This window comes from Nocardioides sp. (assembly GCF_044226765.1).
In the GTDB taxonomy this organism is placed as follows: domain Bacteria; phylum Actinomycetota; class Actinomycetes; order Propionibacteriales; family Nocardioidaceae; genus Nocardioides.
This window is the reverse complement of sequence record NZ_JBGAGJ010000013.1, coordinates 15,773-28,291: the sequence shown is the minus strand read 5'-3', so window position 1 is coordinate 28,291 and position 12,519 is coordinate 15,773. Positions and strand designations below refer to the sequence as shown.

General features: G+C 72.0%; 11 protein-coding genes. 9 read left to right on the top strand and 2 right to left on the bottom strand.

Annotated elements, in window-relative coordinates:
* Window positions 1-6: 6 nt before the first annotated feature.
* Entirely contained in the window at window positions 7-897 is an 891-nt protein-coding gene (ppk2, locus tag ACILRH_RS20340; RefSeq protein ID WP_395695894.1) for a polyphosphate kinase 2, read from the bottom strand.
* Window positions 898-933: 36 nt separating this feature from the next.
* Window positions 934-1,821 carry an alpha/beta fold hydrolase gene (locus ACILRH_RS20335; RefSeq protein WP_395695893.1) on the bottom strand — a complete coding sequence of 296 codons (888 nt, stop codon included), beginning with the start codon at window positions 1,819-1,821 and terminating at the stop codon, window positions 934-936.
* Between the two features lie 100 nt (window positions 1,822-1,921).
* Between ACILRH_RS20335 and ACILRH_RS20330 the strand changes: the two genes are divergently transcribed.
* From ACILRH_RS20330 to ACILRH_RS20290, 9 genes are all read left to right on the top strand, one after another.
* Window positions 1,922-2,629 (top strand): SGNH/GDSL hydrolase family protein, encoded by a 708-nt coding sequence (locus tag ACILRH_RS20330; protein WP_395695892.1) that lies wholly within the window; start codon window positions 1,922-1,924, stop codon window positions 2,627-2,629.
* Between the two features lie 37 nt (window positions 2,630-2,666).
* On the top strand, window positions 2,667-3,857 hold the full coding sequence (locus ACILRH_RS20325; protein ID WP_395695891.1) for an ROK family transcriptional regulator: 1,191 nt from the start codon (window positions 2,667-2,669) through the stop codon (window positions 3,855-3,857).
* 159 nt (window positions 3,858-4,016) lie between these two features.
* Window positions 4,017-5,225: an ROK family protein gene (locus ACILRH_RS20320; RefSeq protein ID WP_395695890.1), complete on the top strand. Its 1,209-nt coding sequence runs from the start codon at window positions 4,017-4,019 to the stop codon at window positions 5,223-5,225.
* The gene (locus ACILRH_RS20315; protein ID WP_395695889.1) at window positions 5,222-6,742 is read left to right on the top strand and encodes a sugar ABC transporter ATP-binding protein; all 1,521 of its coding nucleotides are present in this window, start codon (window positions 5,222-5,224) and stop codon (window positions 6,740-6,742) included. Before ACILRH_RS20320 ends, ACILRH_RS20315 begins: the two co-directional genes overlap by 4 nt.
* A 67-nt stretch (window positions 6,743-6,809) precedes the next feature.
* A complete protein-coding gene (locus ACILRH_RS20310) occupies window positions 6,810-7,841 on the top strand; it encodes an ABC transporter permease (protein WP_395695888.1) in 1,032 nt (343 codons plus the stop codon).
* Window positions 7,842-7,937: 96 nt separating this feature from the next.
* Complete coding sequence (locus tag ACILRH_RS20305) at window positions 7,938-9,002, top strand: substrate-binding domain-containing protein (RefSeq protein ID WP_395695887.1); 1,065 nt, start codon at window positions 7,938-7,940, stop codon at window positions 9,000-9,002.
* A gap of 91 nt (window positions 9,003-9,093) precedes the next feature.
* On the top strand, window positions 9,094-10,284 hold the full coding sequence (locus ACILRH_RS20300) for a Gfo/Idh/MocA family protein (protein ID WP_395695886.1): 1,191 nt from the start codon (window positions 9,094-9,096) through the stop codon (window positions 10,282-10,284).
* Window positions 10,281-11,447: a xylose isomerase gene (gene xylA, locus ACILRH_RS20295; RefSeq protein WP_395695885.1), complete on the top strand. Its 1,167-nt coding sequence runs from the start codon at window positions 10,281-10,283 to the stop codon at window positions 11,445-11,447. Before ACILRH_RS20300 ends, xylA begins: the two co-directional genes overlap by 4 nt.
* A gap of 32 nt (window positions 11,448-11,479) precedes the next feature.
* Complete coding sequence (locus ACILRH_RS20290) at window positions 11,480-12,487, top strand: sugar phosphate isomerase/epimerase family protein (protein ID WP_395695884.1); 1,008 nt, start codon at window positions 11,480-11,482, stop codon at window positions 12,485-12,487.
* Window positions 12,488-12,519 lie beyond the last annotated feature (32 nt).

Here is a 12,519-nt window from a genome sequence, read left to right as displayed (position 1 = left end):
CGGCGGTCAGTCGCCGACGGCCTTCTTGCCGCGCTGGACGATGAGGGGGTCCGGGGTGCCGACGACGCCCTCGTCCTTGCCGTCGTAGTCGAAGCGGGTGAGGAAGGCGCGCATCGCGTTGACCCGGGCCCGCTTCTTGTCGTTGCTCTTGATCGTCGTCCAGTGCGCCCACTTGCTGTCGGTGCGCTGGAACATCGCCTCCTTGGCCGCGGTGTAGTCGTCCCACTTGCCCAGCGACTCCAGGTCGATGGGGGAGAGCTTCCACTGCCGCACCGGGTCGACCTGGCGGATGATGAACCGGGTGCGCTGCTCGCCCTGGGTGACCGAGAACCAGAACTTGGTCAGCGAGATGCCGCTGTCGACGATCATCCGCTCGAAGAGCGGGGTCTGCGCCATGAACTGCTCGTACTCGGGCTCGGACGCGAAGCCCATCACCCGCTCGACCCCGGCGCGGTTGTACCAGGACCGGTCGAAGAGGACCATCTCGCCGGCGGCCGGCAGGTGCCGCACGTAGCGCTGGTAGTACCACTGGCTCTGCTCGCGGTCGCTGGGCTTGGTCAGGGCGACGGTGCGGGCGTAGCGCGGGTTGAGGTGCTCCATGAACCGCTTGATCGTGCCGCCCTTCCCGGCCGCGTCGCGGCCCTCGAAGATCAGCACGTGCCGCGTCTGGGTCTCGAAGGCCCAGGTCTGGAACTTCAGCAGCTCGACCTGCAGCTGGTACTTCAGCTCGTCGTACTCGTGGCGGTCCATCCGCTCGTCGTACGGGTAGTTCTCCCGCCACGTGTCGACGGCCCGGCCCTGCGGGTCGATCAGGATCGGGTCGTCGTCGTGGTCGTCGCCGATCGTGTGGCCCTCGATCTGGAGCTGGTCGATGTACTTGCGCAGGTCCTTCCGCATGCTCCGTACGCTAGTGATCCCGGATGAACGGCGGGTTCAGATCCCGGCAAGCCGCCCTAGGTCGGTGAGGATCGTCGCCAGCTGTCGGACCACGATCGACAGGTGGCCCTCGGCGTCGAACAGGTGCGCCTCGGCCCCGGGCACGGCGGCGGCGAGCCACTCGCCGTGCGCGAACGGCACCATCGCGTCCTCGCGGCCCTGCCAGACGGCGACCGGCACCCGGATGTCGTCCAGGTCGAAGCCCCACGGGCGGACGGCGGCGAGGCCGTCGTCGCGCACGCCGACGACCCCCTGAGCGCCCGCGCGGTGGAACGTGCGCGCGATCCAGTCGGCGAGGTCGCCGGTCATGGCCGCCTTGTCGACGGGCGTCACCAGCCCGCCCATCGCCTCGGCGACCTCGGCCGCGGAGGCCCGCAGCATCGGCGTGAACTCCGCCTCGAGGTACGCCGCGTAGGCGTCGGCGCCCTGCTCGGCGGCGTGGTACTCCGCGTGGTTCTCCTCGGCCATGCCGTCGAACCAGTCCAGTCCGGCCGCGTCGTACGGCGCGACGCCGGCGATCGAGGCCGCGGCCCGGCACCGCTCCGGGAGGAGTGCCGCGCACGCCAGCGCCCGCGGCCCGCCGCCGGACCAGCCCGCCGTCACGAAGTCAGCGATGCCGAGGTGGTCGAGCACGGCCACCGACTCGACGACGTCGTCGGCGTACGCACCGGCGGCCGGCCGCGGGGTCGAGGCGCCGTACCCGGGCCGGGAGTAGGTGACGAACCGCAGGCCGAGCCGGCGCGCCGTGTCGTCGAGCAGCGCGAAGCCGGCCACGGCCGACGGGGAGCCGCCGTGGAAGAGCAGCCCGAAGCCCTCCGGGTCACCCCCGTCGAGCACCTCGATGGTGCGGCCGTCGGGTCCCGGGACGTGGAGGAGGTCGCTCACCGGGCCAGCAGATCACGATTCGGTAGCGGAGCCGCACTTTCTGCGTCATTCCGGAACATCTGCGGCGTCCGGACGCTGACATGGTGTCGAGCAAGGTGTCGTGGGTTCTCGGGGGGTGGCAGGCGTGGCGTGGTGGATGCGCCGACCGGCGGTGGCAGCCGTCCTGGTCGTGGTGCTGGTCGCGACGGTCGTGGCCGTCCTGGGCGTGCGCGCCCGCGGGGCCGACGTCGACCGGTGCACCCGCTTCGCCGCGGACTCCCGCGCCCGGGCCGCCCAGGTGACCGGGACCGGTGAGCGCGTCGTCGTCATCGGTGACTCCTGGTCGGCCGGCCTCGGCCTGGACCGGGTCGCCGGCTCGTGGCCGTCGCGGCTGCCGGGGTCGGTGCACGTCGCCGGCTTCTCGGGCTCCGGGTTCAGCGAGCAGGCCAGCCCGTGCGGCCGGGTCTCCTTCGCCGACCGGGCCCCGGCCGCGCTGCGCGGGGGCGCCGACCTCGTCGTCGTCGAGGGCGGTCTCAACGACTACGACGTCGCCTCGGCCGACGTCCGAGCGGGCTTCCGCCGGCTGATGGCCGAGCTGCGCGGGTACGACGTCGTCGTGGTCGGCCCGGCGACCGCCCCCTCCCGCGCCGCCGAGGTGCCGCGCGTCGACGACCTGCTGGCCGACCTCGCCGCGGCGTACGGCGTCGGCTACGTGCGCACCTCCGGGCTGGACCTGCCCTACCTCGACGACGGGCTGCACCTCACGCCCGCGGGCCACCAGGCGTTCGGCGACGACGTCGCCGCCCGGATCGCTGCGCTCGGCTCGTGAGCCGGAGGGCTCGCCGCCCGCCCCCTAGGATCGCGCCGTGCGCCATTCCCTCGCGGGCCGCGCGGAGAACGCGATGCAGGCCCGCATCCTCGCCCAGCTGCGTGACGAGGGCCCGCTCTCCAAGGCCCAGCTCGCCGACCAGCTCCAGGTCTCGCGGACCACGATCGCGGCGGAGGTCGGCCGGCTCGCCGAGCTCGGCCTCGCGGCGGAGGCCGGCCCGGCCGCCTCCCGGGGCGGCCGCCGCTCGACGATGGTCGACCTCTCCTCGGACATCCGGTTCGTGGGCATCTCGATCGGCGCGACCGGGCTCTCCGTCGGGGTCACCGATGGACGCCTGACCGTGCTCGCCACGCGCGGGACGGCGTGCGACATCCGGCAGGGTCCGGAGGCCGTGCTCGCCGTGGCCCTCGACCTGGTGCGCGAGGTGCTCGCCGAGGTCGGGGTCGACCGGCCGATGGGCGCGGGGGTCGGCGTCCCGGGACCGGTGGACTTCCACCGCGGCGTGCCGGTGTCACCCCCGATCATGCCGGGCTGGGACGGCTACCCCGTGCGTGACGCGGTCTCCCGGGAGCTGGGCTGCCCGGTCGTGCTGGACAACGACGTCAACCTGCTGGCCGTGGGCGAGCAGCACGCCGGGGTCGCCAAGGGTGCGCGCGACTTCCTCTTCGTCAAGATCGGCACCGGCATCGGGTGCGGCATCGTCATCGACGGTGACCTCTACCGAGGGGTGAACGGGTGCGCCGGCGACATCGGCCACATCCGCGTGGAGGAGTTCGGGCCGACGTGCGCCTGCGGCAACACCGGGTGCCTGGAGGCGTTCTCCGGTGGCGCCGCGCTGGCGCGGGACGCCACCGCCGCTGCACGCGCGGGCCGGTCACCGGCTCTGGCCGCCCTGCTGCTGGAGAAGGGTGAGCTCACCGCCGCCGACGTCGGCCTGGCCGTCGCCCAGGGCGACGCCCAGGCGGTGCAGCTGATCCGTGACAGCGGTCGCCACGTGGGCCAGGTGCTCGCCGGTCTGGTCTCGTTCTTCAACCCCGGCCTGATCGTCATCGGGGGCCGGGTCACCGGGCTGGGCCACGCCCTGCTGGCCGAGATCCGTGGCGTGACCTACCGCCGGTCGCTGCCGCTGGCGACCGGCAACCTGCCGATCGTGCTGTCCGAGCTCGGGGACGGTGGTGGGGTCGTCGGCGCCGCTCGCCTGATCAGCGAGGCGGTGTACTCGCCGTAGAGCTCGACTGGTCCAGACTTTCGACATTAAGTTTCGAAAGTTCGCGCACACAACACGAATCTTTGCCCTGAACCTCTTGCAAACACCGTTGACGCGGTCCTACTTTGTTCCAAGATCCAACAAAGTCGGTGACGGTCGTCACAGCAAGGGGGTGGCCAGGTGCGCGGCACCAAGCTCTCCCTCGTGCTGCGGCACCTGCGCGACCACGGCCCCCGCTCCCGCGCCAGGCTGGCTGCCGAGCTCGGCCTGACCCGCTCGGCGGTCTCCGCCGTGGTGGCCGAGCTCGAGGAGCTCGGCGTGGTCCGTGCGGCCGGCGTCGAACGCGGTCACGTCGGGCGACCCGGGACCGCCGTGGAGCTGGACGGGCGGACGGTCTGCGGCATCGGCGCCGAGATCAACGTCAACCACATCGCCACCATCGCCCTCGACCTCACCGGCGAGGTCGTCGCCGAGCACCGGGTCGCCCTGGACGCCCACGCGCTCCCCGCCACCGAGGTCCTGGACCGGCTCGGAGCGCTCGTGGAGCGCACCGACACGGACGCGCGGGCGGCCGGCCGTCAGGTCGCCGGGTGCGTCGTCGGGGTCGCCGGCCTGCTCGACCACACCCACGAGGTGCTCACGGTCGGGCCGAACCTGCGCTGGCACGACGTGCCGGTCGGAGCCGTGCTCCGCGGCCGGCTCGGGGCCGGGTACCCGGTCGCGATCGAGAACGAGGGCAACCTCGCCGCGATCGCCGAGTCCGTCCCGGGTGACCCGGCCCGCCAGGACGTCCTGGTCATCTTCGGCGAGGTGGGCGTCGGCGGCGGGATCGTCGCGGGCGGCCGGCTGCTGCGCGGCCACCAGGGGTACGCCGGCGAGTTCGGCCACATGATCGTCGAGCCGGGTGGCCGCCGGTGCGGCTGCGGCCGGGTCGGCTGCTGGGAGACCGTGGCCGGGATGCGGGCGCTGCTCGACGCTGCCGCCGACCCCGACGACCCGGTGCGCGACCCGCGGCTGTCGCTCGACGGGCGGCTGGCCGAGATCAACCGGCGCGCCGACCTGGGTGACATGCGCACGCTCGCGGCCCTCGACCAGGTCGGGGCGGCGGTCGGCACGGGCGTCGCGATGCTGACCAACGTCCTCAACCCTGCGGCCATCGTGCTCAGCGGCTACTTCGCGGTCATCGGCCACCACCTGCGTCCCACCATCTCCGAGCACCTGGTCGCCGGCGTCCTCGCTCCGCGGGCCGGTGGCACGCGCGTGGAGTTCTCGACGCTCGGCTTCACCGCCGCGGTCCGGGGCGGCGCCACGGTCGCGCTGGACGCCGTCTTCGACGACCCGACCGTGGTGGCCCCACGGTCCGACGCACTCACGGGAGGGACCCGATGACCGCCCTCGAGGCCACGCCTCTGCTCCAGATGACGGGGATCGTCAAGGAGTTCCCGGGGGTCCGGGCCCTCGACGGGGTCGACCTGGACGTCCGGGCCGGCGAGGTGCACTGCCTGATCGGCCAGAACGGCGCGGGCAAGTCGACCCTGATCAAGGTGCTGTCCGGCTTCCACCAGCCCGACGCCGGCACCATCGCCTGGGAGGGCGAGGAGACCTCGTTGTCGACGCCCGCCAAGGCGATCGGCCGCGGTGTCGCGACCATCTACCAGGAGCTCGACCTGGTGCCCCACCTCGACGTGGCCGAGAACATCTTCCTCGGCCACGAGGTGGCCCGCGCCGGGCTCACCCAGCGCGGCCGGGCGCATCGGGAGGCCCGCGACCTGCTCGCCCGGCTGGGGCACCCCGAGATCGCCCCGACCCGGATCGTCGGGGAGCTCTCACCGGCCAAGCAGCAGATCGTCAGCATGGCCCGCGCGCTGTCGCGCGAGACGCGGCTGCTCGTGCTCGACGAGCCGTCGGCGGTCCTCGACCAGGAGGAGGTCGGCAACCTCTTCCGGGTGATCCACGGCCTGACCGCGGACGGTGTGGCCGTGGTCTACATCTCCCACCGGCTGGAGGAGATCCGTGAGATCGGCGACCGGATCACGGTGCTCAAGGACGGCCGCACCGTCGCCACCGGCCTGGCCGTCGAGGACACCCCGACCGCCGAGGTGATCCGGCTGATGACCGGCCGCTCGATCGAGTACGTCTTCCCTGCCCGCCCGCAGGCACCCACCACCGGCGACCCGGTGCTCGAGGTGCGCGGCCTGAGCCTCGCCGGCGTGTTCCGGGACGTCGACCTCACGGTGCACGCCGGCGAGATCATCGGTCTGGCCGGCCTCGTCGGGGCCGGCCGCTCGGAGATCATCGAGACCGTGTACGGCGCCCGTCGGGCGACGTCTGGCACCGTGGCCGTCGACGGGAGGATCCTGCGCCGCGGCTCCGTGCTGCGATCGGTGCGAGCCGGCGTCGGCCTCGCGCCGGAGGAGCGCAAGAGCCAGGGCCTGCTGCTCGACGAGGCGGTCTTCAAGAACATCACCGTCTCCTCGATGCGCCGCTTCGCCCGCCTCGGCTTCCTCGACCGCGCCGAGGAGCGCCGCCGGGCGACCGAGCTCACCGAGAGCCTCGACGTACGCCCCGCCGGCGTGACCCGCGCCGCCCGCACGCTGTCGGGTGGCAACCAGCAGAAGATCGTGCTGGCCCGCTGGCTTCTCCGCGACTGCCGGGTGCTGCTGCTCGACGAGCCGACCCGGGGTGTCGACGTCGGCGCCCGGTCCGAGATCTACCAGCTGATCCGGTCGCTCGCCGACCGCGGCGTCGCCGTCGTGGTCGTGTCCAGCGAGATCGAGGAGGTGCTCGGCCTGGCGGACCGGGTCCTCGTCGTCCGGGAGGGCGAGGTCGTCCACGAAGCCGACGCCGCCGCGATCGACGAGGCAGGGGTCCTCGACCTCGTCATGGAAGGAAGGGTCTCCGCATGAACACCCCAGGAACTCGGGGGCTTCCCCCGCTTCGCTCCTCCAGCCCCCGACTCCCCGGGGACCCCGCATGAGCCAGGACAGTGCCCGGGTCGAGCGCGCCGCGCTCGAGACCGAGGGCGAGCCCAGCCCGGTCCTCGCGATGCTGCGCTCCAGTGTCGGCCGCAACGCGGGGCTGGTCGTCGCCCTGTTGTTGATCTGCGTCGTCGGCGCGATCACGGCGGGCGACCGGTTCTCGTCCTCCGACAACGCGCTCACGATCCTGCGGCTCGCCGCGACGATCGGCGTGGTCAGCATCGGGATGACTTTCGTGATCATCGGTGGGGGGATCGACCTCTCCGTCGGCGCGATCGTCGCGCTGTCGTCGGTCTGGTGCACCACCGTCGCCACCCAGACCATGGCCGAGGACACCCACTGGGTCGTCATGGTCGGCGTCGCGCTGCTGGTCGGCGCCGGGTGCGGCCTGGTCAACGGCCTGCTGATCGCCTACGGCAACATCGTGCCGTTCATCATGACGCTGGCCATGCTGGCCAGCGCGCGCGGGCTCGCCGAGATCATCAGCGACAAGAAGACCCAGATCGTCGGCTCCGGCGTGAGCGGGTTCAAGGTCTTCTTCAACCGGGACTTCCTCGGGATCGACGTGCAGATCTGGCTGTTCGCCCTGGTCGCCGTCGCGGGGTGGGTCCTGCTCAACCGCACCACCTTCGGCCGCCGCACGGTCGCGGTCGGCGGCAACCCGGAGGCCGCCCGGCTGGCCGGCATCGACGTCAAGCGGCACACCGTCTACCTCTACGTGCTCATCGGCGTCTGCTGCGGCATCGCCGCCGTGATGCTGGTGGCGAAGACCTACACCGGCAGCTCGACGCACGGCACGCTCTACGAGCTCGACGCGATCGCTGCCGTCGTCATCGGCGGCACCCTCCTCACCGGGGGCCGCGGGACGATCGTCGGCACCGTGCTCGGCGTCCTGATCTTCTCGACGCTCACGAACATCTTCATCCTCAACAACCGCTCCTTCTCCGAGCAGTCGCTCTTCAAGGGAGCCATCATCGTCGCCGCCGTGCTCCTGCAGCAGCGGTTGGCGTCTCGGAGCAGCGCCTAGCTGGACGCACCACCCTGCAGCACCTCTGCACCACCTCAGCAGCACCCCGCAGCACCTCGCAGCACCAACGAGATGAGCCAACCAAGGAGCACGATCATGTCCCTGTCGTCCACCACTCGCACGTCCCGGAAGATCGCTACCGGCCTGATCGCCGGCGTCGCCGTGCTGGTGCTCGCCGGCTGCACCAGCAACAGCAGCGACGACTCGGGCGACGACACCAGCGGCGGGAGCTCCGCCGCGGCCGCCGGCTCGAACGACGAGTCCGGCGACAAGGTCGTCATCGGCTTCTCCGCCCCCGCGGCCGACCACGGCTGGATGGGGTCGATCACCGAGTCCGCCAAGAAGGAGGCGGCGAAGTACGACGACGTCGAGCTCAAGGTCGCCGAGGGCACCAACGACGTCAGCGTCCAGACCAGCCAGATCGAGACCTTCATCAACGACAAGGTCGACGCGATCGTGCTGCTGCCCTTCGACGGCGCTGCGATGACGCCGGTCGCGCTGAAGGCGATGGCGGCCGGGATCCCGGTCATCAATGTGGACCGCGAGTTCGACGACCCGAACGCCGCCCGCGTCACTGTCCTGGGCGACAACTACGGCATGGGCGTCTCCGCCGGCGCCTACGTCTGCGACCAGGCCGACGGCAACAAGGACGCCATCGTCGCCGAGATCGCCGGCATCGACTCGCTGCCGCTGACCCAGGACCGCAGCCGCGGCTTCAAGGACGCGCTCGCCGAGTGCGGTCTCGACGTCGACAACCGCGTCGCCGCGGACTTCACCGTCGAGGGCGGCTCGGACGCGGCGGAGCAGCTGCTCCAGGCCGCGCCGAAGATCGACTACCTCTGGAACCACGACGACGACCAGGGTGTCGGCGTCCTGGCCGCGATCGACAACGCCGGCCGCGACGAGTTCACGATGATCGGGGGCGCCGGCTCGAAGAACGCGATGGAGCTCATCAAGTCCGGTGACAGCGTCCTCAAGGCGACGGTCATCTACCCGTCGACCCAGGCCGCCGACGGCATCAAGCTGGCCCGCCTCCTCGTCCAGGGCAAGTCGATGTCCGACCTGGTCGAGGTGGAGGTCCCGCGCACCGTCCAGCTCTACGCTCCGGTGGTCACCAAGGAGAACGTCGACCAGTACATCGGTTCCGCGTTCGAGTCCTGACCGCCAGCCCGGCACCAGGACCACCACCGAGCGCGCCCGCCCTTCCCTTCCCTTCGGGGAGGGGCGGGCGCGCCACCACCCGGGAGCAGTCATGAGCCAGACCCCCGCACGACCCCTCCGCGTCGCCATGGTCGGGCACGCGTTCATGGGCAACACCCACTCGCAGGCGTGGCGCACCGCGCCGCACTTCTTCGACCTGCCGCTGCGGCCCGAGATGGCGGTCGTGGTCGGCCACGACGCCGACCGCGCGGCCGCGGCCGCGACCCGGCTCGGCTGGGCGGAGAGCTCCGCGGACTGGCGCGAGGTCGTCGCCCGCGACGACATCGACCTCGTCGACATCTGCACCCCCGGCGACACCCACGCCGAGATCGCGATCGCCGCGCTGCGCGCCGGCAAGCACGTGCTGTGCGAGAAGCCGCTCGCCAACACCGTCGCCGAGGCCGAGCAGATGGCTGCGGCGGCCGAGGAGGCGCACGCGCACGGCGTGCGGACCATGGTCGGCTTCACCTACCGCCGCGCGCCCGCGATCGCGCTCGCGCGCCGGATGGTCGAGGAGGGCCGGGTGGGCCAGGTCCGCCACGTGCGCGCGCAGTACCTCCAGGACTGGATCGCCGACCCCGACGCGCCGCTCTCGTGGCGCCTGGACAAGTCGCGGGCGGGCTCGGGCGCCCTCGGCGACATCGGGGCGCACGTCATCGACCTGACGCAGTACCTCACCGGCGACCGGATCGCCGAGGTCAGCGGCCGCCTCGAGACGTTCGTCAAGGAGCGGCCCTACCCCGCCGGTGAGACCGCGGGCAGCCTCGGCGGCGGCGGCTCGACCGGCGAGCTCGGCCCGGTCACCGTCGACGACGCGGCGTCGTTCCTCGCGACGTTCTCCTCCGGGGCGATGGGCGTCTTCGAGGCGACCCGGTTCGCCACCGGCCGCAAGAACGCGATCCGCATCGAGGTCAACGGCTCGCTCGGCAGCCTGGCCTTCGACTTCGAGGACATGAACGTCCTGGAGTACTTCGACGCCCGCGACGACGCCGAGGTCGCCGGGTTCCGCCGGATCCTCGCCACCGAGCCCGGACACCCCTACGTCGCCGCGTGGTGGCCCCCCGGCCACGGCCTCGGCTACGAGCACGGCTTCACCCACCAGGTCGTCGACCTGGTGGAGGCGATCGCGGCGGGCGGGGACCCCGCGCCGTCGTTCGCCGACGGCCTGCAGGTCCAGCGCGTGCTGGCCGCGGTCGAGACCAGCTCCGACACCCGCACCTGGCAGGAGATCCCGCCCCGATGAGCGCAGCGAACCTCACCCCCACCCCCGACGACAAGTTCAGCTTCGGCCTCTGGACCGTCGGCTGGCAGGGCGTCGACGTCTTCGGGCCGGCGTCCCGTCCGCTGCTGGACCCGGTCGAGGCGACCTACCGTCTCGCCGAGCTCGGCGCGGCGGCCGTGACCTTCCACGACGACGACCTGCTCCCCGACGACGCCAGCCGTGACGCGACGCTCGAGCGCTTCCAGAAGGCCCTGGCCGACACCGGCCTGCGGGTCGAGATGGTGACCACGAACCTCTTCTCCGACCCGGTCTTCAAGGAGGGAGCGGTCACCGCCAACAGTCGGGAGGTACGCCGCTACGCCCTGGCCAAGGCACTGCGCAACATCGACCTGGCCGCGGAGCTGGGCGCGGACACCTTCGTGATGTGGGGCGGCCGCGAGGGCGCCGAGCACGGCGCGAGCAAGAACGTCGGCGCGGCACTCGACCGCTACCGCGACGCGCTGAACACCCTCTGCGGCTACGTGCGGGACCGCGGCTACGACCTGCGGTTCGCCCTGGAGCCCAAGCCCAACGAGCCGCGCGGCGACATCCTGCTGCCGAGCATCGGGCACGCGATCGCGTTCATCTCCGAGCTCGACCACCCCGAGATGGTCGGCCTCAACCCCGAGGTCGGTCACGAGGAGATGGCGGGGCTCAACTTCGCGCAGGGCATCACCCAGGCGCTGTGGCACGGCAAGCTCTTCCACATCGACCTCAACGGCCAGCACGGCCCGCGCTTCGACCAGGACCTGCGCTTCGGTGCCGGCAACCTGCGCGGGGCGTTCTGGACCGTCGACGCGATGCTCGGTGCCGGCACCGACCTGCGCTACGACGGCTACGTCCACTTCGACTACAAGCCGCCGCGGGCCGAGGCGATCGACGGGGTGTGGGAGTCCGCCCGCGCCTGCATGCGCAACTACCTGATCCTGCGCGAGAAGGTCGAGGCGTTCCGCGCCGACCCCGAGGTCGCGGCGGCACTCGAGGCGGCCGGTGTCGGCGAGCTCGAGGTGCCGACCCTCGCCGAGGGCGAGTCGCTCGACGACGTCCGCGGCGCTACGTACGACCTGGACGCGCTGCGGGACCGCAGCGTCGCCATGGAGGCCCTCGACCAGCTCGCGATGGAGCACCTGCTCGGCGTGCGCTGACGCCGTCGACGTACGGAAGGAAAGGATCTGACATGCCACGACCGATCACCCTGTTCACCGGGCAGTGGGCCGACCTGCCGTTCGAGGAGGTCGCCCGGCTCGCCTCCGAGTGGGGCTACGACGGCCTCGAGATCGCCTGCTGGGGCGACCACCTCGACCCCTGGCGGGCCGCGGAGGACGACGCCTATGTCCAGGGCAAGCTCGACCTGCTGGAGAAGTACGGGCTCCAGGTGTTCGCGATCTCCAACCACCTCAAGGGCCAGGCCGTCTGCGACGACCCGATCGACGCCCGCCATGAGGCGATCCTGCCGGCCCAGGTGTGGGGCGACGGCGACCCCGAGGGGGTGCGGCAGCGCGCGGCCGAGGAGATGAAGCTGACCGCGCGCACGGCGCAGCGGCTCGGCGTGAAGACCGTCATCGGCTTCACCGGCTCCTCGATCTGGAAGTACGTCGCGATGTTCCCGCCGGCCAGCGAGGAGATGGTGGCCGCCGGCTACCACGACTTCGCCGACCGCTGGAACCCGATCCTCGACGTCTTCGACGAGTGCGGGGTCCGGTTCGCCCACGAGGTGCACCCCTCCGAGATCGCCTACGACTACTGGACCACGGTCGCGGCGATGGAGGCCATCGGCCACCGCGAGGCGTTCGGGCTCAACTGGGACCCGTCCCACTTCGTGTGGCAGGACCTCGACCCGGTCGGGTTCCTCTGGGACTTCCGCGACCGGATCTACCACGTCGACTGCAAGGACGCGAAGCGGCTGACCGGCAACGGCCGCAACGGGCGGCTCGGGTCCCACCTGCCGTGGGCCGATCCGCGCCGCGGCTGGGACTTCGTGTCCACCGGCCACGGCGACGTGCCGTGGGAGCAGTGCTTCCGGATGCTCAACACCATCGGGTACGACGGCCCCATCTCGGTCGAGTGGGAGGACGCCGGCATGGACCGCCTGGTCGGCGCCCCCGAGGCCCTGGAGTTCGTCCGCAGGCTCGCCTTCGACGCACCGGAGGCGGCCTTCGACGCGGCGTTCGCGACGAAGGACTGACGACATCTCCGCCCGGGAGGCGCTGCGCTCCC

Coding starts and splice junctions, on each gene's coding strand:
- ppk2 (WP_395695894.1), bottom strand. CDS start 897: ATGCGGAAGGACCTGCGCAAGTACATCGACCAGCTCCAGATCGAGGGC.
- xylA (WP_395695885.1), top strand. CDS start 10,281: ATGAGCGCAGCGAACCTCACCCCCACCCCCGACGACAAGTTCAGCTTC.
- ACILRH_RS20305 (WP_395695887.1), top strand. CDS start 7,938: ATGTCCCTGTCGTCCACCACTCGCACGTCCCGGAAGATCGCTACCGGC.
- ACILRH_RS20315 (WP_395695889.1), top strand. CDS start 5,222: ATGACCGCCCTCGAGGCCACGCCTCTGCTCCAGATGACGGGGATCGTC.
- ACILRH_RS20310 (WP_395695888.1), top strand. CDS start 6,810: ATGAGCCAGGACAGTGCCCGGGTCGAGCGCGCCGCGCTCGAGACCGAG.
- ACILRH_RS20290 (WP_395695884.1), top strand. CDS start 11,480: ATGCCACGACCGATCACCCTGTTCACCGGGCAGTGGGCCGACCTGCCG.
- ACILRH_RS20300 (WP_395695886.1), top strand. CDS start 9,094: ATGAGCCAGACCCCCGCACGACCCCTCCGCGTCGCCATGGTCGGGCAC.